At 72.0% G+C, this 21,349-nt stretch carries 17 protein-coding genes; 8 read left to right on the top strand and 9 right to left on the bottom strand.

Annotated elements, in window-relative coordinates; translation table 11 throughout:
- Positions 1-151: 151 nt before the first annotated feature.
- The 3 genes from LC193_RS02565 to arc all read right to left on the bottom strand — a co-directional run bounded on the left by LC193_RS02565 (position 152) and on the right by arc (position 3,964).
- Positions 152-370 (bottom strand): ubiquitin-like protein Pup, encoded by a 219-nt coding sequence (locus LC193_RS02565; RefSeq protein WP_086161480.1) that lies wholly within the window; start codon positions 368-370, stop codon positions 152-154.
- Between the two features lie 122 nt (positions 371-492).
- Positions 493-2,004, bottom strand: a complete 1,512-nt coding sequence (gene dop, locus LC193_RS02570) for a depupylase/deamidase Dop (protein WP_086161479.1) — start codon at positions 2,002-2,004, stop codon at positions 493-495.
- 175 nt (positions 2,005-2,179) lie between these two features.
- The gene (gene arc / locus LC193_RS02575) at positions 2,180-3,964 is read right to left on the bottom strand and encodes a proteasome ATPase (RefSeq protein ID WP_404819334.1); all 1,785 of its coding nucleotides are present in this window, start codon (positions 3,962-3,964) and stop codon (positions 2,180-2,182) included.
- A gap of 223 nt (positions 3,965-4,187) precedes the next feature.
- Between arc and LC193_RS02580 the strand changes: the two genes are divergently transcribed.
- Positions 4,188-4,502 carry a ferredoxin gene (locus LC193_RS02580; RefSeq protein WP_086161478.1) on the top strand — a complete coding sequence of 105 codons (315 nt, stop codon included), beginning with the start codon at positions 4,188-4,190 and terminating at the stop codon, positions 4,500-4,502.
- A 15-nt stretch (positions 4,503-4,517) separates the two neighbouring features.
- Here the strand turns inward: LC193_RS02580 and LC193_RS02585 are convergent, their stop codons facing one another.
- From LC193_RS02585 to LC193_RS02595, 3 genes are all read right to left on the bottom strand, one after another.
- Positions 4,518-5,093: a hypothetical protein gene (locus LC193_RS02585; RefSeq protein ID WP_226071005.1), complete on the bottom strand. Its 576-nt coding sequence runs from the start codon at positions 5,091-5,093 to the stop codon at positions 4,518-4,520.
- Between the two features lie 141 nt (positions 5,094-5,234).
- Entirely contained in the window at positions 5,235-6,134 is a 900-nt protein-coding gene (locus LC193_RS02590) for a tRNA (adenine-N1)-methyltransferase (protein WP_226071007.1), read from the bottom strand.
- A 24-nt stretch (positions 6,135-6,158) separates the two neighbouring features.
- The gene (locus LC193_RS02595) at positions 6,159-7,412 is read right to left on the bottom strand and encodes a site-2 protease family protein (protein WP_404819335.1); all 1,254 of its coding nucleotides are present in this window, start codon (positions 7,410-7,412) and stop codon (positions 6,159-6,161) included.
- 98 nt (positions 7,413-7,510) lie between these two features.
- On the opposite strand from LC193_RS02595, the gene LC193_RS02600 reads away from it, so the two are divergent.
- Positions 7,511-8,560, top strand: a complete 1,050-nt coding sequence (locus tag LC193_RS02600) for a RecB family exonuclease (protein ID WP_226071009.1) — start codon at positions 7,511-7,513, stop codon at positions 8,558-8,560.
- A 61-nt stretch (positions 8,561-8,621) separates the two neighbouring features.
- Complete coding sequence (locus LC193_RS02605) at positions 8,622-9,290, top strand: response regulator (protein WP_086161473.1); 669 nt, start codon at positions 8,622-8,624, stop codon at positions 9,288-9,290.
- Positions 9,291-9,314: 24 nt separating this feature from the next.
- Here LC193_RS02605 and LC193_RS02610 read toward each other — a convergent pair whose 3' ends face one another.
- Positions 9,315-10,025, bottom strand: coding sequence for an HAD family hydrolase (locus LC193_RS02610; protein WP_226071011.1), 711 nt, complete (start codon positions 10,023-10,025; stop codon positions 9,315-9,317).
- A gap of 133 nt (positions 10,026-10,158) precedes the next feature.
- Entirely contained in the window at positions 10,159-13,671 is a 3,513-nt protein-coding gene (metH, locus tag LC193_RS02615; protein ID WP_226071013.1) for a methionine synthase, read from the bottom strand.
- A gap of 217 nt (positions 13,672-13,888) precedes the next feature.
- Between metH and LC193_RS02620 the strand changes: the two genes are divergently transcribed.
- The 5 genes from LC193_RS02620 to LC193_RS02640 all read left to right on the top strand — a co-directional run bounded on the left by LC193_RS02620 (position 13,889) and on the right by LC193_RS02640 (position 20,054).
- On the top strand, positions 13,889-14,653 hold the full coding sequence (locus LC193_RS02620) for an IclR family transcriptional regulator (RefSeq protein WP_226071015.1): 765 nt from the start codon (positions 13,889-13,891) through the stop codon (positions 14,651-14,653).
- A gap of 147 nt (positions 14,654-14,800) precedes the next feature.
- On the top strand, positions 14,801-15,613 hold the full coding sequence (locus tag LC193_RS02625) for an MIP/aquaporin family protein (protein ID WP_226071017.1): 813 nt from the start codon (positions 14,801-14,803) through the stop codon (positions 15,611-15,613).
- Positions 15,614-15,707: 94 nt separating this feature from the next.
- Positions 15,708-17,252, top strand: a complete 1,545-nt coding sequence (glpK, locus tag LC193_RS02630; RefSeq protein ID WP_226071019.1) for a glycerol kinase GlpK — start codon at positions 15,708-15,710, stop codon at positions 17,250-17,252.
- Between the two features lie 5 nt (positions 17,253-17,257).
- Complete coding sequence (locus LC193_RS02635; protein WP_226071021.1) at positions 17,258-18,847, top strand: glycerol-3-phosphate dehydrogenase/oxidase; 1,590 nt, start codon at positions 17,258-17,260, stop codon at positions 18,845-18,847.
- A gap of 226 nt (positions 18,848-19,073) precedes the next feature.
- Entirely contained in the window at positions 19,074-20,054 is a 981-nt protein-coding gene (locus LC193_RS02640; protein ID WP_226071023.1) for a PAC2 family protein, read from the top strand.
- A 48-nt stretch (positions 20,055-20,102) separates the two neighbouring features.
- On the opposite strand, the gene mshC is transcribed toward LC193_RS02640, so the two are convergent.
- Complete coding sequence (gene mshC / locus LC193_RS02645; protein ID WP_226071026.1) at positions 20,103-21,332, bottom strand: cysteine--1-D-myo-inosityl 2-amino-2-deoxy-alpha-D-glucopyranoside ligase; 1,230 nt, start codon at positions 21,330-21,332, stop codon at positions 20,103-20,105.
- Positions 21,333-21,349: the final 17 nt, after the last annotated feature.

Below are 21,349 nucleotides of genomic sequence, written 5' to 3' on the forward strand. Positions count from 1 at the left end.
AGGTGTCCTTCCGGGTAGTGAACAGGCGCAGAAACGGTTCGCTGCCGCGCGGCCCGGCCGTGCGGCCGGGCCCTCGGCAGCGTATGGCAGGGACCCTACCCGTCACATGCCGAAGATCCACCCGGACCGTACAGCCGCCCGGCGGCCTCGCTCACTGGCCGCCCTTCTGGACGAAGCTGCGGACGAAGTCCTCCGCGTTGGACTCCAGGACCTCGTCGATCTCGTCGAGGACCGAGTCCACGTCGTCCGTCAGGGCCTCCTGCCGCTCCTTCAGCTCCTCGGAGACCTCGGCCTCCTGTGTCTGCTCCTCGACCTCTTCACTGCTGCGTGACGCCCGCTGCTGGCCGCCGCCGGTGTCCTTGGTCGCCATAACCCTCACCCCACGCATCACTCGATGTATCAGGATTCAGACCCTACTGGCAGGGTCTGACATGGGCCCTTCTTTGCTGCAACGTCCGGGAACCACCCTCATGATTCCCTGAACGGCGCGAATCAGCCTCCCGACAGCGCACGGACCAGGTCCTCCGCCGTCGCCGACCGGTCGAGCAGGTCCTTGACGTGCTCGCGCGTCCCGCGCAGCGGATCCATGGTGGGCACGCGCTGGAGGGAGTCACGCCCGGGCAGGTCGAAGATCACCGAGTCCCAGGAGGCCGCCGCCACGTCGTCGGCGTACCGCTCCAGGCAGCGGCCCCTGAAGTAGGCCCTGGTGTCCTCGGGCGGGGCGCTCTGCGCGCGCAGGACGTCCTCGTCCGCCAGCAGCCTGGTCATCCGGCCACGGGCCGCCAGACGGTTGTAGAGGCCCTTGTCCGGCCGCACGTCGGCGTACTGGAGGTCGACCAGGTGCAGCCGCGCGGCGTCCCAGTCCAGGCCGTCCCGGCGGCGGTAGCCCTCCATCAGCTCCCGCTTGGCGACCCAGTCGAGCTGCCCCGCCAGGCTCATCGGGTCGCGTTCGAGGCGGCCGAGCACGTCCTCCCACCGGTCGAGCACGTCGGTGGTCTGGTCGTCGGCGTCCGAGCCCCAGCGCTGGTCGACGTATTTGCGGGCCAGCTCGCAGTACTCCATCTGGAGCTGCACGGCGGTGAGCCTGCGGCCGTTGCGCAACGTGACCTGCTCGCGCAGCGACGCGTCGTGACTGACCCGGTGCAGCGTGCGCACGGGCTGGTCGACCGCGAGGTCGACGGCGATGAACCCGTCCTCGATCATGGAGAGGACCAGCGCGGTGGTCCCCAGCTTCAGGTAGGTGGAGACCTCGGAGAGGTTGGCGTCGCCGATGATCACGTGGAGCCTGCGGTACCGCTCCGCGTCGGCGTGCGGCTCGTCCCGCGTGTTGATGATCGGCCGCTTCAGCGTGGTCTCAAGGCCCACCTCGACCTCGAAGTAGTCCGCGCGCTGGCTCAGCTGGAAGCCGTGCTCGCCGCCGTCCTGTCCGATGCCGACCCGGCCCGCGCCGCACACGACCTGCCGGCTGACGAAGAACGGCGTCAGGTGGCGCACGATGTCGGAGAACGGCGTCTCACGCTTCATCAGGTAGTTCTCGTGGGTGCCGTAGGAGGCGCCCTTGTTGTCCGTGTTGTTCTTGTAGAGGTGGATCGGCTGGGCGCCCGGCACCTCGGCGGCGCGCCGCGCGGCCTCCGCCATGATCCGCTCCCCCGCCTTGTCCCACAGCAGCGCGTCCATCGGGTTCGTGGTCTCGGGGGCGCTGTACTCGGGGTGGGCGTGGTCCACGTACAGGCGGGCGCCGTTGGTCAGGATGACGTTCGCCAGGCCGATGTCCTCGTCGGTCAGCTGGCTGGAATCGGCGTTCTCACGGGCCAGGTCGAAGCCGCGCGCGTCGCGCAGCGGGTTCTCCTCCTCGAAGTCCCAGCGCGCTCGCCTGGCGCGGTGCATGGCGGCGGCGTAGGCGTTCACCACCTGGGACGAGGTGAGCATGGCGTTGGCGTTCGGGTGTCCCGGTACGGACACGCCGTACTCGGTCTCGATGCCCATCACTCGCCGTACAGTCATGCGGCCCTCCTAGCCCGGCGGCGGCTCCACACCGTCCCGCCGCTGGATACGAGCGTAGGCGACACGGGGTGCGGTGAGGAGATCACCGCGGGTCTCCTTCAGGACTGTCTGGGAGACGTGCCCGGCTGCGGGGCCCGCTCTCGCGCACCCCGCAGCCGAAAAGCTCGTCGCACTGCTACAGGTACTGTCCGGTGTTGGCCACCGTGTCGATGGACCGGCCGGTGTCCCCGCCCTGCTTCCCGGTGACGAGCGTGCGGATGAAGACGATCCGCTCGCCCTTCTTGCCGGAGATGCGGGCCCAGTCGTCGGGGTTGGTGGTGTTGGGCAGGTCCTCGTTCTCCTTGAACTCGTCCACGCAGGCGGCGTGCAGGTGGGAGACGCGCAGGCCCTTCTGGTCGTGGTCGAGGAAGTCCTTGATGGCCATCTTCTTCGCCCGGTCCACGATGTTCTGGATCATGGCACCGGAGTTGAAGTCCTTGAAGTACAGGACCTCCTTGTCACCGTTGGCGTAGGTGACCTCCAGAAAACGGTTCTCCTCGGTCTCCGCGTACATCTGCTCCACGACCGCCTGGATCATGCCGGCGACCGTGGCCTCGGCGCTGCCGCGGTGCTCCGAGACGTCGTCGGCGTGCAGCGGCAGCCGCGGCGTGAGGTACTTGGAGAAGATGTCCCGCGCGGCCTCGGCGTCCGGGCGCTCGATCTTGATCTTGACGTCGAGCCGCCCGGGGCGCAGGATCGCCGGGTCGATCATGTCCTCGCGGTTCGAGGCGCCGATGACGATGACGTTCTCCAGGCCCTCCACGCCGTCGATCTCGGAGAGCAGCTGCGGGACGATGGTGTTCTCCACGTCCGAGCTGACCCCGGAGCCGCGGGTGCGGAACAGGGAGTCCATCTCGTCGAAGAAGACGATGACGGGCGTGCCCTCGCTCGCCTTCTCACGGGCCCGCTGGAAGACCAGGCGGATGTGCCGCTCGGTCTCGCCGACGTACTTGTTGAGCAGCTCGGGGCCCTTGATGTTGAGGAAGAAGCTCTTCCCCGCGGGCTTGCCCGTGACCTCGGCGACCTTCTTGGCCAGCGAGTTGGCCACGGCCTTGGCGATGAGGGTCTTGCCGCAGCCGGGCGGGCCGTAGAGCAGCACGCCCTTGGGCGGGCGCAGCTCGTGCTCGCGGAAGAGATCGGGGTAGAGGTAGGGCAGCTCGACGGCGTCCCTGATCAGCTCGATCTGGCCGCCGAGGCCGCCGATCTGCGTGTAGTCGATGTCCGGGACCTCTTCGAGGACCAGCTCCTCGACCTCGCTCTTGGGCACGACCTCGTAGACGTAACCGGAACGCGGGTCGAGCAGCAGGGCGTCGCCGGCCCTGATGGTCGCGTCCATCAGCGGCTCGGCGAGCTTGACCACGCGCTCCTCGTCGGTGTGGCCCACGACCAGGGCGCGTTCGCCGTCCTCCAGGATCTCCTTGAGGGTGACGATGTCGCCCGCGCGCTCGAACTCCATGGCGGCCACGATGTTCAGCGCCTCGTTGAGCATGACCTCCTGGCCACGCTGGAGACCGGCCGTCTCCACGCTGGGGCTGACGTTGACCCGAAGCTTGCGGCCGCCGGTGAAGATGTCGGCGGTCTCGTCGTCGTTGGCGCGCAGGAAGACCCCGAACCCGGAGGGGGGCTGGGCCAGCCGGTCGACTTCCTCCTTGAGGGCGACGATCTGGTCGCGCGCCTCGCGGAGGGTGCTCGCCAGCCGTTCGTTCTGCGCCGAAACGCCGGCCAAGTTGGTTTGAAGCTCGACAATCCGCTCTTCGAGAATCCGAGTGTGCCGCGGAGAGTCGGCCAGCTTTCGGCGCAGGACGGTGATCTCCTGCTCAAGGTCGGCAATCTGCCCGGCCGAGTCGTCGGACCCTCGCCCGGACCGGATGCCGCGGTTGCTGTCGTCGTTCTGGGATACCACGGTCCTCACCTCCTCCAAGGGGAGCTGGACGCTTCCAGACCCTACCTGGACCGGTGCAGTTCGAAACCCCTAGATCACAAAGACGGTCGGGGTGTGTCCGATCTTCACCCTTGCGCACTCCCCTCATGCCCAGGGAAATACCCAGCATGTCTCGCAGGAAAGCTGCTCACTGTATGGTCGTAAGCGGTCAACACCCGCCAGGGACGGCTCCCTTTGCACAACCACGAGGAACGGTAGGCCAATGACCGCGCGGAACGAAGCCGCCGAAGAACTTGAGGTCTGGATCGATCAGGACCTCTGCACGGGCGACGGTATCTGTGCGCAGTACGCGCCCGACGTGTTCGAGCTGGACATCGACGGCCTCGCCTACGTGAAGCCGCCGGTGGCCCCGGGCGAGGAGGCCGACCTGCTGACCGAGCCGGGTGCCACCGCTCCGGTGCCGCTGCCGCTGCTGCGGGACGTCACCGAGTCCGTCAAGGACTGCCCGGGCCAGTGCATCCACGTGCGGCGCGTGTCCGACCGCACCGAGGTGTACGGACCCGACGCGGACCAGTGACCCGCCCGCGGCCGGTCAGATGCTGCCGGGGGCGGGCGCGACCGACAGTTCGAGCCGCCCGTCCCGCCAGGCCCAGCTGACGTCCCGGCGCAGGTCGGGGCAGCAGCGGGGCACCTCGGGCGCCGAGTAGCCGCGCAGCCGGGCCGAGACCGCTCCCTCACGCTCGCGCACGTCGAGCCCGTCCACGGTCATGCCCTCGCCCGGGTCGACCAGGGTCTCCGCGACGCGCGGCGCCCCCTCCCCCTCGGCGGGGTGGGTCACCAGGTAGACGCCGTGCGGCGGCGTGCCGGAACCCGCGTCGCAGTGCACGACGGCGACCGTCTCCGCCCGCCCGTCCCCGTCGAAGTCGGTCTCGGCGCTGTCCGCGACCACGACGCCGAGCGGACCGCAGTCCACCGGGTAGGACACGGCCGCGGGGTCGGGGCCCGCGACGGGGGCGTCGGGCGTCGCCGTGGCGCCCGGCGGCCGGACGAGGGCCGCGGCCCCGGTGACGACCGCGAGCGCGGCGGCCACGATCAGCCAGTGCCGGGCACGCGCCCTGGTGTGCGGAAGGCCGGTGGGGGCGGGGCCTGAGCCGGGACGGAGCTGCACGTGGAGGACTCCAGGGAACGGCGGCGGCGGGCGCGGTGGGGAGGAACGCCCGGCCCTGCCCGTCGGCAGGTGCACGCATCGTGCCACATCTCACACCGGCGCGTGACGGCGGGGTCCCGGCGTTCCGCGCGCCCCGGAGGCTCAGTCCGAGCCGCTGCCCGAGCCGGGACCTGTGTAGTCCGCGCCGTACGCGCCGGGCGCGGGGCGCCGGCGGCGCAGCGGCGGCGCCACGCCGTCGGCCAGGCGCCGCGCGGTCAGCAGGAAGCCGGTGTGCCCGATCATGCGGTGGTCGGGGCGCACGGCGAGGCCCTCGACGTGCCAGGTGCGCACCATGGTCTCCCAGGCGCGCGGCTCGTTGAACGTGCCGTGCTCCCTGATGCTCTCCACGGTCCGCGCCAGCTGGGTCGTGGTGGCGACGTAGGCGCACACGATCCCGCCGGGCACCAGCGCCTTCGACACGGCGTCCAGGCACTCCCAGGGCGCGAGCATGTCGAGGACGACCCGGTCGACGTCCGTGTCGGACAGGTGGTCCTGGAGGTCGCCCACCGTCAGCCGCCACGCGGGGTGCGGCCCGCCGAAGTAGCGGGCGACGTTCTCCTCGGCGATCCGGGCGAAGTCCTCGCGCCGCTCGTAGGAGTGCAGCATGCCGTGGTCGCCGATGGCGCGCAGCAGGAAGGTGCTGAGGGAGCCGGAGCCGACGCCCGCCTCCACGACTCTCGCGCCGGCGAAGATGTCGGCCATCGCCAGGATCTGCCCCGCGTCCTTGGGGTAGACCACGGCGGCGCCGCGCGGCATGGACAGGACGTAGTCGGGGAGCAGGGGGCGCAGCGCGAGGTAGGCGACGTTTCCGGTGGTGCGGACGACGGTCCCCTCCGGCGCGCCGATCAGCTCGTCGTGCGGGAAGGCTCCCTTGTGGGTGTGGAAGCTCTTGCCCGCTTCGAGCGTGAACGTGTAGTGGCGGCCCTTGGGGTCGGTGAGCTGGACCTGGTCCCCGACCTCGAAGGGCCCGCGACGGCGGGCGGCACCGGTCGGTTCGGACATGGACGCAAGCCTAGTCCACTCGGGTCAGGGCGCCGACCGCGGCCGGGGCGAGGCGCCCGGGCGGGCCATGGCGTCGATGAAGGCGCGTTCGACGTCGCGGCTGGAGAGCACGCCGTAGATCTCGCCGGTCTCCTCGACCACCAGGTACTCGGTGGCCGGGGTGGCCCGGAGCCGGTCGAGCAGCCGTTCGCCGGTCAGGTCGGCGGGGACCCGCATCCCGTCGGTGAGCACCTGGGCCAGGGAGCCGACCGGCACCCACGGCCTGCGGTGCTCGGGCACCTCGGCGATGCCGGCCTCGCGGACCAGGGACAGGGGCGCGCCCTGCCCGTCGACGACGACCAGGGCGCCCGCGCCCACGTCGTTGGCGCGGCGCAGCGCCTCGGAGAGCGGGGTCTCGGCGGCGACGGGGACGGCCCTGCGGGTGAGGGCCCTGGCGTTGAGCGCGGGCAGGCGTTCGCGGAGCCTGGCGCGGCGCAGGCTGTTGCCCGCGCCGGTCCAGATGATGGCGGCCAGGATCGCGGCGAGCAGCGCGTCGGTCAGCGACTGGAGGCCGGTGAAGGAGTCCCGGTCGGTGACCGAGCCCATGTGGGTGATCAGCGGGAAGCCGACGAGCACGGCGATGGCCAGCAGGCGACCGGTCCAGGCGGCGGCCACGGTGCCGGTCATGGGGCTGCCCGACAGCTTCCAGACCACGGCGCGCAGCATGATGCCGCCGTCGAGCGGCAGTCCCGGCAGCAGGTTGAAGGCCGCAACGATGAGGTTGGAGATCATCAGACCGGCCAGCAGGACGCCGGGGACGGTCCCCGACTCCACGACGAGCATGCCGAGGTAGAAGACCCCGGCGAGGACGAGGGAGAGCAACGGGCCGACGGCCGCGAGGACGAACTCGCGCCCCGGCGTCTGCGACTCCCGCTCGATCTCCGAGACGCCGCCGAAGAACTGGAGCTGGATGCGGCGCACGGGCAGGTCGAAGCGGACGGCGGCCAGGGTGTGGGCCAGCTCGTGCACGAGGACGGAGGCGTAGAAGGCCACCGCGAAGAAGAGGGACACGAGGTAGCGGGCGCCGCCGAGCTCCGGCAGCACCCGGTCGAGCTGGTTGCCGAAGAACCACGTGATGAGGGCGGCGACCAGGAACCAGCTGGGCGCGACGTACACGGGAACGCCGAACACCCGGCCCATGAGGAAGCCCCCGCCGCGCTCCCCCGGGCGCTCCTGCTCGTTCTCCGGGATCTGCCGGTCCCCGGAGGGCGGTGTCCGGTCGCTGTCCGAGTCTCCCACCGGTTCCCCTCGCTGCGTTGCCCGATCGCGCCGTGCCTGCGGGCCCGGAGTCGATGGTATGCCGCTGTGTGTCAGTGACGCGCCGTAGGGTTCCCTCCATGACTGGGTCCTCCGCTGCGCCTCCGCACTCTCTTTCTCCTTCCCGGGCGGCCGACTTCATGCAGTGTCCCCTGCTGTACCGCTTCCGGGTGATCGACAAACTGCCCGAGGAGCCCAGCGCGGCGGCGACCAGGGGCACGGTCGTGCACGCCGTTCTTGAGCGGGTCTTCGACGCGCCCCCCGCGCTGCGCGACGCGCGGCGGGCGCGGGCGCTCGTGCTGCCCGAGTGGCAGCGGCTGCTGGCGCGGCGCCCCGAGCTGGCCCGGTTGTTCGCGCCGGAGGGCGGCGCGGACGACGGCGGGGACGGCAGCGAGGGCGGCGGTGACGGCGCGGGCAGCGCGGGCGACGGCGGGGAGGGGGACGGCGCGCGTGAGGCCGCGCGCGAGGGTTCAGGCGCCGCGCCGATCGACAGCGAACGGCTGGCGAAGTGGCTCACCGAGGCCGAGGAGTTGGTGGAGCGGTGGTTCACGCTTGAGGACCCGTCGCGGCTCCAGCCCGCGGAGCGCGAGCTGTTCGTGGAGACCCGGCTGGACTCGGGGCTGCGGCTGCGGGGGGTGATCGACCGGGTGGACGTGGCGCCGACCGGCGAGGTGCGGATCGTCGACTACAAGACGGGGAAGGCGCCGCGAGCCGAGTTCGGGGGCGCCGCGCTGTTCCAGATGAAGTTCTACGCGCTGGTGCTGTGGCGGCTGCGGGGCACGGTGCCGCGCCGGCTCCAGCTGGTGTACCTGGGCAGCGGGGACGTGCTGACCTACGACCCGGACGAGGAGGACCTGCTGGTCGTGGAGCGCAAGCTGCACGCGTTGTGGGAGGCGATCCGCAGGGCGACGGAGACCGGCGACTGGCGGCCGAGCCGCAGCCGGCTGTGCGGCTGGTGCGACCACCGGGCGCGCTGCCCCGAGTTCGGCGGGACCCCGCCGCCCTACCCGCTGCTGGTGCAGGACCAGCTCCCGCTGGCCGTGCCCGCGCAGGCCGGGGCGCCCGACGGGGACGGCGCTCCGGCCGGTGCCGCGGGCGGCCGCCCGGAGGCCGGCGGCGCCGCGCCGTGAGCGAGAATGAGGACGGCCGCCGGCCGTGTCCGGCCGTTCCCGACCGAGAGGCTCATCCCCCATGCCGATCCGCGTCCTGCTGGTCGACGACCAGCCGCTGCTGCGCACCGGGTTCCGGATGATCCTGGAGGCGGAGCCGGACCTGGCCGTCATCGGCGAGGCGGGGGACGGCCTCCAGGCGCTCGACCAGGTGCGGGCGCTTCAGCCCGACGTGGTGCTGATGGACATCCGCATGCCGCGGATGGACGGGGTCGAGGCGACCCGGCAGATCACGGGCCCCGACAAGGACGGGCCGGTGAAGGTGCTGGTCCTGACGACGTTCGACCTCGACGAGTACGTGGTGGAGGCGCTGCGCGCGGGAGCGAGCGGCTTCCTGCTGAAGGACGCGCCCGCGGCCGAGCTGGTGCAGGCCATCCGCGTGGTCGCGGCCGGTGAGGCGATGCTGGCGCCCAGCGTCACCAGGCGGCTGCTCGACATGTACGCGGAGAAGCTGCCCTCGGGCGACGAGCCCGTGCCCGACACGCTGCACACGCTCACGGACCGTGAGGTCGAGGTGCTGAAGCTGGTCGCCCGCGGCCTGTCCAACGCGGAGATCGCGGCCGACCTGTTCGTGAGCGAGACCACGGTGAAGACGCACGTCGGGCACGTACTGACGAAGCTGGGGCTCAGGGACCGGGTGCAGGCCGCCGTGTACGCCTACGAGAGCGGGCTGGTGCGGCCCGGCAGCTGACGCGGGGCCCGGCGGTCCCGCGGGTCACGGCAGGGCGGTGGCCGCCGCGACGACGGAGCGGAGGAACGCCAGGTCGACCTCTTCGAGGCTGCGCACCAGCACGCGCCCGGGCGCGGCCGGGACGGGGGCCACCGAGGGCACGGCGACGACCCGGCAGCCCGCCGCCTCGGCCGAGGCCACGCCGGTGGCCGTGTCCTCCACGGCGACGCAGCGCGCCGGGTCCGCGCCGAGGCGGGCCGCCGCGGTCACGTAGGGGTCGGGGTGCGGCTTGGTGCGGCGCAGTTCGTCGCCGGCGACGGTGACGGCGAAGTGGCCTGGCCCGATGGAGTCGAGGACGCGGTCGATGACGGCCCGGTGCGAGGCGGAGACCAGGGCGGTGGGCACCTCGTGCGCGGTCAGCTCGGTCAGCAGGCTGCGGGCCCCCGGCATCAGCTCGACGCCGGCGTCCAGACGGCGCAGGAACGCGGCGTTGAGCTCGTCCCGCAGCTCGTCGAGCGAGATGTCGGCGCCGGTGACCTCGATGAGGTAGCCCGCGCTCCGCGTCATGGGGCCGCCGACGACGACCTCGCGGTGCTCGTCCCCCAGCGTGTGGCCCAGGGCCTTGAAGACCTCGACCTCCGCGTCCCACCAGAAGCCCTCGGTGTCGACCAGGGTGCCGTCCATGTCCAGCAGGACCGCCTCGGGTCCGGGGCCGGTGGGCACCGCCGTGCCGACAGCGGGCAGGGAACTCGTCATCCGCGCACACCTCCACAGGGAGCGAGCAGGCCGGCCGTCCCCGAGGGGACGACCGGCCTGCGCCGGACCGATCAGTCTACGTCCGCGGCCGGGTGACCGCCGCTCCATTTCACCCGGTCGGAGGGGGGTCGGGCTAACGCGCGTTGAAATAGTTGGCTTCGGGGTGGTGAAGGACGAGGGCGTCGGTGGACTGCTCCGGGTGCAGCTGGAACTCCTCGGACAGGGTCACCCCGATGCGTTCGGAACCGAGCAGTTCGGCGATCTTGGCGCGGTCCTCCAGGTCGGGGCAGGCCGGGTAGCCGAGGGAGTAGCGGCAGCCCTGGTACTCGGTGCGGAACATGCCGGCCAGCTCGCGCGGGTCGTCGCCCGCGATGCCCAGCTCGGAGCGCACCCGCGCGTGCCAGTACTCGGCGAGCGCCTCGGCCAGCTGAACGGACAGCCCGTGCAGCTCCAGGTAGTCGCGGTAGGCGTCGGCGGCGAACAGCTCCGCCGTGGCGTCGCTGACCCGGGGCCCGATGGTGACGGTCTGGAGCGCGACCACGTCGGTCTCGCCCGACTCGGCCGGGCGGAAGAAGTCGGCGAGGCACAGGCGCCGGCCGCGCCGCTGGCGGGGGAAGGTGAACCGGGTGCGCTCCTTGCCGTCCTCGTCGAGGATGACCAGGTCGTCGCCCTCGGCGTGGCAGGGGAAGTACCCGTAGACGACGGCCGCCTGGAGCAGGTTGTCCGTGTGCAGGCGGTCCAGCCAGCCGCGCAGCCGCGGCCTGCCCTCCGTCTCGACCAGTTCGGCGTAGTCGGGCCCCTCGTCGTCGCGCGCCGCCTTCAGGCCCCACTGGCCCTTGAAGAGGGCGTCGGGGTCGAGCCAGTCCGCGTAGTCCTTGAGCGGGATTCCCTTGACCACGCGGGTGCCGAGGAACGGCGGGGTGGGCACCGGGACGTCCGTGGCCGTCGCCGACCGGGCCGGCGCCCCGGCGTCCTCCGGCTCGGGCAGCGGGGTCTCGCGCCGGGGCACGCGGCGCTGCTTCAGCTCCGGCAGGCTCGCACCCGGCACGCCCCGCTTGACGGCGACGAGCGCGTCCATCAGGCGCAGGCCCTCGAAGGCGTCCCGGGCGTAGCGGACCTCGCCCTCGTAGACCTCGTGCAGGTCCTGTTCGACGTAGGCGCGGGTGAGGGCGGCGCCGCCGAGGATGACGGGGTAGTCGGCGGCCATGCCGCGCCGGTTCAGCTCCTCCAGGTTCTCCTTCATGATCACGGTGGACTTCACCAGCAGTCCTGACATGCCGATGACGTCGGCGCGGTGCTCGGTGGCCGCGTCGAGGATCGCGGAGACCGGCTGCTTGATGCCGAGGTTGACGACGTTGTAGCCGTTGTTGGTCAGGATGATGTCCACGAGGTTCTTGCCGATGTCGTGCACGTCGCCGCGCACGGTGGCCAGCACGATGGTGCCCTTGCCCTCGTCGTCGGACTTCTCCATGTGCGGTTCGAGGTGCGCGACGGCCGTCTTCATCACCTCGGCGGACTGGAGGACGAACGGCAGCTGCATCCGGCCGGAGCCGAACAGCTCACCGACCACCTTCATGCCGGCGAGCAGGGTGTCGTTGACGATCTCCAGGGCAGGGCGCTCGGCGAGCGCCTCGTCGAGGTCGGCCTCAAGGCCGTTGCGCTCCCCGTCGATGATGCGCCGCTGGAGGCGTTCCTCCAGGGGCAGGGCGCGCAGTTCCTCCGCCTTGCCCGCCTTCATCGACTTGGTGTCGACGCCCTCGAACAGTTCGAGGAAGCGCTGGAGCGGGTCGTAGCCGGGGCGGCGCCGGTCGTAGATCAGGTCGAGGGCGACCTCGACGTGCTCCGGCTCGATCCTGGCGATGGGCAGGATCTTGGCCGCGTGCACGATCGCGGAGTCGAGCCCGGCCCGCACGCACTCGTCGAGGAAGACGGAGTTCAGCACGAGGCGGGCGGCGGGATTGAGGCCGAAGGAGATGTTGGACAGGCCGAGTGTCGTCTGGACCGCGGGGTGGCGCCGCTTCAGTTCGCGGATGGCGGCGATGGTGTTGAGCCCGTCCTTGCGGGACTCCTCCTGCCCGGTGCAGATCGTGAACGTCAGGCAGTCGATGATGATGTCGGACTCGGCGACGCCCCAGTTGCCGGTGAGGTCGGCGATCAGCCGCTCCGCGATGGCGACCTTGTGCTCCGGGGTCCTGGCCTGGCCCTCCTCGTCGATCGTGAGGGCCATCAGCGCGGCGCCGTGCTCGACCGCGAGCCGGGTGACCCGGGCGAACCGCGAGTCCGGGCCGTCGCCGTCCTCGTAGTTCACCGAGTTGATCACGGCCCGGCCGCCGAGCTTCTCCAGGCCGGCCTCGATCACGTCCGGCTCGGTCGAGTCAAGGACGATGGGCAGCGTGGAGGCGGTGGCGAGGCGGCCCGCCAGCTCCTTCATGTCGGCCACACCGTCTCGGCCGACGTAGTCGACGCACAGGTCGAGCAGGTGGGCCCCCTCGCGGATCTGCTCGCGGGCCAGCTCGACGCAGTCGTCCCAGCGGCCGTCGAGCATCGCCTCGCGGAACTTCTTGGACCCGTTGGCGTTGGTGCGCTCGCCGATGGCGAGGTAGGAGGTGTCCTGCCGGAAGGGCACCGTCTGGTAGAGCGAGGACGCGCCGGGCTCGGGCCTGGGGTCGCGGACGCCGGGGCGCAGGTCGCGGACCCTCTCGACGACCTGCCGCAGGTGCTCAGGCGTGGTGCCGCAGCAGCCGCCGACCAGGGAGAGGCCGAACTCCGCGATGAACGACTCGTGCGCGTCCGCCAGTTCCGCGGGGCCGAGCGGGTAGTGCGCGCCGTCCTTGCCGAGCACGGGAAGCCCGGCGTTGGGCATGCACGACAGGGCCACCCCCGCGTGCCGCGCCAGGTGGCGCAGGTGCTCGCTCATCTCCGCGGGCCCGGTGGCGCAGTTCAGGCCGATCATGTCGATGCCGAGCGGTTCGAGCGCGGTCAGGGCGGCGCCGATCTCGGAGCCGAGGAGCATGGTGCCGGTGGTCTCCACGGTGACCTGCACCAGTAGCGGCAGGTCGGCGCCGGCCGCGGTGAGCGCGCGCCGGGCGCCGAGCACGGCGGCCTTGGTCTGGAGCAGGTCCTGGCTGGTCTCCACGAGCAGCGCGTCCGCGCCCCCGTCGATCAAGCCCTCGGCGTTGCGCTGGTAGGCGTCGCGCAGCGCGCCGTAGGTGACGTGCCCGAGGGTCGGCAGCTTGGTGCCGGGCCCGATCGAGCCGAGCACCCAGCGCATCCTGCCGTCACGCGCGGTGAACTCGTCCGCGCTCTCGCGGGCCACCCTGGCCCCGGCGGCCGACAGTTCGAAGACGCGGTCGGCGATCTCGTACTCGCCGAGGGCGGCGAGGTTGGCGCCGAAGGTGTTGGTCTCCACGCAGTCCACACCGGCCTCGAAGTACGCCTGGTGGACGGTGCGGACGATGTCGGGCCGGGTGACGTTGAGCACCTCGTTGCAGCCTTCGAGCTGCTGGAAGTCCTCAAGCGAGGGGTCCTGCGCCTGGAGCATGGTCCCCATGCCTCCGTCGGCGACCACGACGCGGGAGGCGAACGCCTCCCTGAGCGCGGCGACCCGGTCGGGGCTCTGGGCGAGGGACGGACTGGCAGAGGCCATGGAAGTGCTCCCTGGGATGCGACGGCTGTCGGCTATGCGGCTCCGTGACGGAGCGCACCGATTCAGCCTAACGGCCAGGGCCTCACATGTGGGAGACGCCGTGGGCCACGCCGCCGCCGTAGACTCAATTCGCCCCCGAGGGCTATCGGCATGGCCCGCTGTTGTTCGACAATGCCGAACGACAGCCGGGAAGGATCGTGAACGAGGAGGCGGCCCCATGGCCCGCACCATCCAGTCCCTGGAGCGCGCCGCGGCGGTCCTCCGCCTGCTCGCCGGGGGCGAGCGCCGCCTGGGCCTCTCGGACATCGCCTCCGCCATCGGGCTGGCGAAGGCCACCACGCACGGCCTGCTCCGCACGCTCCAGCAGGAGGGCTTCGTCGAGCAGGACCCGGTGTCGGGCCGCTACCAGCTCGGCGCGGAGCTGCTGCGCCTGGGCAACAGCTACCTGGACGTCCACGAGCTGCGGGCGCGCGCCCTGGTGTGGACCGACGACCTGGCGCGCGCGAGCGGCGAGAGCGCCTACCTCGGCGTGCTGCACCAGCGGGGCGTGCTGATCGTCCACCACGTCTTCCGCCCCGACGACAGCCGGCAGGTGCTCGAAGTGGGCGCGATGCAGCCCCTGCACAGCACGGCGCTCGGCAAGGTGCTCGCCGCCTACGACCCGGTCGCGCACAACGAGGCGCTCGAAGGCGACTTCGCGCCGATCACGGAGCAGACCGTGACCGACCCGGCGGCGTTCGAACGCGACCTGGAGCGGGTCAGGTCACGCGGATGGGCGAGTGAGGCCGGGGAGACCTGGGAAGGCGTGGCATCGATCGCCGCGCCGATCATGGACCGCCGCCGGATGCCCGTCGGAGCCGTGGGGATCACGGGTGCCGAGGAGCGCGTGTGCCCGGACGGCGCGCTGAGCCCGCGGCTGATCGCCGCGGTGCGGGACTGCGCGCGGGCCGTGTCGCGCGATCTCGGAGCCGGGCGTTTCTAGGACAATACGGAAATCAGAGAGTTTTCAGCCGCGCACCCCTTGACGGCAGCCCGTGCGGGGAGAAAACTCCCGTTCGATGGTCGACATTGTCGAACAGTGGACGGAAGTCGGCCAGGTACCCCTGGACGAAGGACAAAGGAGTCGCGGGTGTCCAGTTCCGACATCTTCTTCGGTGAGCTGCTCGGCACCGCCGTACTGATCCTGCTCGGCTGCGGTGTGGTCGCGGGCAACGTGCTGCGGAAGTCGAAGTCGTTCGACGCCGGATGGCTGGCGATCACCTTCGGGTGGGGCATCGGCGTGCTCTCCGGCTTCTACGTCTCCACCCAGCTCTCCGGTGCCCACCTCAACCCGGCCGTCACCCTCGGCATCGCGATCGACAGCGGCGAGTGGAACGACGTTCCCACCTACGTCGCCGGCCAGCTGGTCGGCGCCATGCTCGGCGCCACGCTGGTGTGGCTCGCGTACTACGGCCACTTCCTGGCCCACCTGGAGCACCGCGAGGTCGTCGGCGGCTCCAGGACGCCGGGACCGAAGGCGTTCGACGCGGGCGCGGACCGCGAGGAGCGGCGGGAGCCGACGCGCGACGAGCCAGGACCCGTGCTCGGCGTGTTCGCCACCGCCCCCGAGATCCGCAACAGCGTGCAGAACGTCGCCACCGAGATCATCGGCACCGCCGTGCTGGTCCTGCTCGTCCTCGGCATCGGCCTGAACGACGGGCTGACCGTCTCCGGCACCGGCGGACTCATGGTCGCCCTGGTCGTGGTCGGCATCGGCCTCTCGCTCGGCGGCCCCACCGGCTACGCGATCAACCCCGCCCGCGACCTGGGGCCCCGCCTGGTCCACGCCCTGCTGCCGCTGCCCAACAAGGGCAGCTCCGACTGGGGCTACGCCTGGGTGCCGATCGTGGGCCCGCTGGTCGGCGCGGCGCTCGCGGCGGGCATCCACGGCCTGCTCTTCTGAGATGCGCCGCACCGCGCCCGGCCCGCACCCGTCCGCAGCCCGACCAGCCGCCACAACCGCCGACGCCGACGACACGACGACGAGGAGCCGCGTTATGACCGACGCACACGAGGCAGACACCGAGGGCACGCCCCGCGAGTACATCGCCGCCATCGACCAGGGCACCACCTCAAGCCGTTGCATCGTGTTCGACCGGGACGGGCGCGTCGTCTCGGTCGACCAGAAGGAGCACGAGCAGATCTTCCCCAGGCCCGGCTGGGTCGAGCACGACGCCGCCGAGATCTGGACCAACGTCCAGGAAGTGGTCGCCGGCGCCCTGGCCAAGGCCCGCATCGCCAAGGAGCAGGTCAAGGCGATCGGCATCACCAACCAGCGCGAGACGACCCTGCTGTGGGACCGGAACACCGGTGAGCCCGTGCACAACGCCATCGTCTGGCAGGACACCCGCACCGACGCGCTGTGCCGCGAACTCGGCCGCAACGTCGGGCAGGACCGCTTCCGCCGCGACACCGGGCTGCCGCTCGCCTCCTACTTCGCCGGTCCCAAGATCCGCTGGCTGCTCGACAACGTCGAGGGCCTGAAGGAGCGGGCGGAGCGCGGCGAGATCATGTTCGGCACGATGGACTCCTGGGTCATCTGGAACCTCACCGGGGGCACCGACGGCGGCGTCCACGTCACCGACGTCACCAACGCGTCGCGGACGCTGCTGATGGGCCTGCGCTCCCTCCAGTGGGACGAGAAGATCTGCGCCTCCATCGGCGTCCCCACCTCCCTGCTCCCCGAGATCCGCTCCTCGGCCGAAGTGTTCGGCACCGCCAAGGGCGGCGCCCTCGACGGCGTGCCGGTCGCCTCCGCCCTCGGCGACCAGCAGGCCGCGCTGTTCGGGCAGACCTGCTTCTCCGTCGGCGAGGGCAAGTCCACCTACGGCACCGGAACGTTCCTGCTGATGAACACCGGCACCAGGGCCATCAACTCCTACGCGGGCCTGGTCACCACCGTCGGCTACCGCATCGGCGACCAGGACCCGGTGTACGCGCTTGAGGGCTCCATCGCCGTCACCGGCGCGCTCGTGCAGTGGATGCGCGACCAGATGGGCCTGATCAACAGCGCGGCCGAGATCGAGACCCTGGCCAGGTCCGTGGAGGACAACGGCGGCGCCTACTTCGTGCCCGCGTTCTCGGGCCTGTTCGCCCCCTACTGGCGCTCCGACGCGCGCGGTGTCATCACCGGGCTGACCCGCTACGTCACCAAGGCGCACATCGCCAGGGCCGTTCTTGAGGCCACCGCCTGGCAGACGCGCGAGATCGTCGACGCCATGAAGAAGGACTCCGGCATGGAGCTGACCACCCTCAAGGTGGACGGCGGCATGACCTCCAACAACCTGCTCATGCAGAACATCGCGGACTTCCTCGACGCACCCGTGGTGCGGCCGATGGTCTCCGAGACCACCTGCCTGGGCGCCGCGTACGCGGCCGGCCTGGCCGTGGGCTTCTGGAACGACGTGGAGGACCTGCGCGCCAACTGGCGCCGGGCCGCCGAGTGGACCCCGCAGATGGACGCGGCCGAACGCGACCGCGCCTACAAGTACTGGCTCAAGGCCGTGCAACGGACCATGGGCTGGCTCGACGAGGAGAGCTGAGAGCGATGAACAACCCGTACCCGACTGCCGCAGCCGGCGCCTCGACCGCGGCGGAACGACGCACCGAGACCAGGGACCGACTCGCCGCGAGCGATTACGACCTGCTGGTCGTCGGCGGCGGCATCCTGGGCACCTCCGTCGCCTGGCACGCCGCCCAGTCGGGGCTGCGGGTCGCCATGGTGGACGCCGGCGACTTCGCCGGCGCCACCTCGTCCGCCTCGTCGAAGCTGGTCCACGGCGGGCTCCGGTACCTCCAGACCGGCGCGGTCCGGCTGGTCGCGGAGAACCACCACGAACGCCGCGTGCTGTCCCGCGACGTCGCGCCGCACCTGGTCAACCCGCTCACCTTCCACCTGCCGGTGTACCGGGGCGGCCCGCACGGCGCGGCGAAGCTGGGCGCCGGCGTGTTCGCGTACTCGGCGCTCTCCGCGTTCGGCGACGGCGTGGGCCGCGTCATCTCGCCCGCGCGGGCCGCCGCGGTCAATCCGGCGCTGCGCACGGAGAACCTCAAGGCCGTCGCCGTCTACCACGACCACCAGATGAACGACGCGCGCGTGGCCGTCATGACCGTGCGGGCCGCGGTCGCCTCGGGCGCCACGGTGCTCAACCACGCCGAGGTGACAGGACTGCGCTTCACCCGCGGCCGGGTCACGGGCGCCGACGTGCGCGACCGGCTCGACGGCACCGAGTTCGGCGTCTCCGCCCGGCTGGTGCTGAACGCCTCAGGACCCTGGGTCGACCACCTCAGGCGCATGGAGAACCCGGCCGCGGAGCCCAGCGTCCGGCTCTCCAAGGGCGCCCACGTCGTGCTGCGCAGGACCGTGCCGTGGCGGGCCGCGATGGCCACGCCGGTGGACAAGTTCCGCATCACCTTCGCGCTGCCCTGGGAGGACCAGCTGCTCCTGGGCACCACGGACGAGCCCTACGAGGGCGACCCGGGAGAGGTGCGCGCCACCGAGGGCGACATCGCGCAGATCCTCGACGAGGCCGCGCTGGCCGTCCGCGGCGAACACCTCTCCCGTTCGCTGCTCACCTACGCCTTCGCCGGGCTGCGCGTGCTGCCCGCGGGCCCCGGCGGCGTGGCCTCGGCGCGGCGCGAGACCGTCGTCTCCGAGGGCAGCGGCGGCATGCTGTCCGTCGCCGGGGGCAAGTGGACCACCTACCGGCACATCGGACGGACGGTGCTGGACAAGCTCGCCAAGCTGCCCGGCTCCCCGGTGGCCGAGGACATGGCGCCCGTCGGGGACCTGGTGCGGCGCGTGCCGCTGCCCGGCGTCGCGAACCCGAACGCCGTGGCCCACCGGCTGCTGGCCGACCCGGCCACCGATCTGAGCCAGGACACCGTGCGCCACCTGGCCACCCACTACGGCGCGCTCGCCTTCGAGATCGCCGACCTCGCCCGGCGCGACCCGGCGCTCGGCGAACGCATCCACCCGGAAGGGCCCGAGATCTGGGCGCAGGTGGTCTACGCGAGGGACCGCGAGTGGGCCGCGACCGCGGACGACGTGCTGCGCCGGCGCACCACGCTGACCGTGCGCGGACTCGACACCGAGGAGGTGCGGGCCCGCGTCGCGGACCTGCTGCGCCAGGACTGACGGCCACGGGCCCCCCGTCCGACGCCTCGCCCGCGCCCGAGCCCCTGGCCGGCCGTTCCCCCGCCGCCGGCACCGGGGAACGGCCCGGGACCAGGGGACCGTTCCCCCGCGCGTGCGTACGAGGACTCCGGGCTGGGCACGGTCACGCCGTAGGCTGGGGCCGCACGGAACACTTACGGCAGCCGGGCCGGGACCACCTCCCCGCCCCGGCGGGAGGAGGCGCTGGGTGATCGAGCTCGACGGAGTTCCCGAGCTGGTCGACCCGGTCATGGTGGCCGCGTTCGAGGGCTGGAACGATGCTGGTGACGCCGCCTCCGCCGCGGTCGCCCATCTGGAGCGGGAGTGGAAGGGAGAGGTCTTCGCCGCGCTGGACGCCGAGGACTACTACGACTTCCAGGTCAACCGCCCGCACATCTGGCTGGACGGCGGCGTGCGCCGGATCACCTGGCCGACGACCCGCCTCTCGGTGGTCCGGATCGGCTCGGAGCACGGCCCGGTGCCGCGCCGCGACCTGGTGCTGGTCCGCGGCATCGAGCCGAGCATGCGGTGGCGTTCGTTCTGCAACGAACTGCTCGGCTTCGCGCACGAACTGGGCGTGGAGATGGTGGTGGTCCTCGGCGCGCTGCTCGGCGACACCCCGCACACCCGTCCGGTCCCCGTGACGAGCGTGACCTCCGACGAGGACCTGGCCAGGTCGCTCGACCTTGAGGAGTCCAGGTACGAGGGCCCCACCGGCATCGTCGGCATCCTCCAGGAGGCGTGCACGCACGCCGGGGTCCCGGCGGTGACCCTGTGGGCCGCGGTACCGCACTACGTCGCGCAGCCGCCGAACCCGAAGGCGTCGCTCGCCCTCCTGCACGCGCTTGAGGACCTGCTCGGGCTCGGCGTTCCGCTGGGCGATCTGCCCGAGGACGCCAGGGCCTGGCAGATCGGCGTGGACCAGTTGGCCGCGGAGGACGGCGAGGTCGCCGAGTACGTCAAGTCGCTCGAAGAGGCCAGGGACACCGCCGACCTACCCGAGGCGTCGGGCGAGGCCATCGCCAAGGAGTTCGAACGGTATCTGCGCCGCCGGGACGGGCAGCCGCCGGCCGGCGACGCCGGCTCGTACCTGCGCGACCCGGGCAGCGGGCGCACCCGGCCCCGCAGGCGCCCGCCGGAGTCCGACCAGGGCGGTCAGGACCCCGGAGGCCAGGAGTCCGACGACTGACGGAGCGACGGGGGCGGCCGGGCGCACGCCAGGCCGCCCCCGTGACACTCAGAGAGCGACGCCGAGCAGGGCGTCCACCGCGCGGCTGACCACGCCGGGCGCCCCCGGCTCTGCACCGCCCGCGGCGTGCTGGGCGTCGGCCCAGCGGTCCACGGCGGCCAGCGCCGCCGGCGCGTCCAGGTCGTCGGCGAGCGCGGCCCTGATCTCCTCGACGAGGCCGTCGGCCGGCGGGCCCTCGGGCCTCGACACCGCGGCCCGCCAGTGCGCCAGGCGGCGCGCCGCCGCCGCCGGCACCTCGTCCGTCCACTCCCAGTCCGACCGGTAGTGGTGCGCGAGCAGCGCGAGCCTGATCGCGGCCGGGTCGAGTCCGTCCTGCCGCAGCCGCGAGACGAACACCAGGTTGCCCTTCGACTTGGACATCTTCTCGCCCTGGTACGCGACCATGCCGGCGTGCACGTAGGAACGGGCGAAGGGGTGCTCGTCGGTGAGGGCGTGCGCGTGCGACGCGCCCATCTCGTGGTGCGGGAACACCAGGTCGGATCCGCCGCCCTGCACGTCGAAGCCCATGCCGAGCCGGTCGAGGGCGATGGCCACGCACTCGATGTGCCAGCCGGGCCGGCCGGGGCCGAGCGAGCCGCCGTCCCAGGACGGCTCGCCCGGCCGCGCGGCGCGCCACAGCAGCGGGTCCACCGGGTCCTTCTTGCCCGGCCGCTCCGGGTCGCCGCCGCGCTCGGCCGACAGCGCCCGCATCACGTCGGTACCGAGGTGGGAGATCCCGCCGAAGTGCGGGTCCGCCTGCACGGAGAAGTACACGTCGCCGTCGACGTCGTACGCGGCGCCTGCCGCCCTGAGCCGTTCGACGAGGGGCACGATGGCCGGTATCGACTCGACAGCGCCGACGTAGGCGCGCGGCGGCAGCACGCGCAGCGCCGTCATGTCCTCGCGGAACAGGGCCGTTTCGCGCTCGGCCAGGGCCGTCCAGTCGACACCGGTGGCCGCGGCCCGCTCAAGCAGCGGGTCGTCGATGTCGGTGACGTTCTGCACATAGTGCACCTGGCGCTTGGTGTCGAGCCACACCCGTTGGACGAGGTCGAACGCGGTGTAGGTGGCCGCGTGGCCGATGTGGGTGGCGTCGTAGGGGGTGATGCCGCAGACGTAGAGCCGGGCGACCGGGCCGGGGGTGAGGGTGACCCGGCTGTTCGTGGCGGTGTCGTGCACCACCAGATCACGGCCCTGACCGGGCAGAACGGGAACCTTTGAGGCTGGCCAGGCATGCATGCCCCGAGCCTAACCGG

Source organism: Streptomyces marincola (assembly GCF_020410765.1).
Classification (GTDB): Bacteria; Actinomycetota; Actinomycetes; order Streptomycetales; family Streptomycetaceae; genus Streptomyces; species Streptomyces marincola.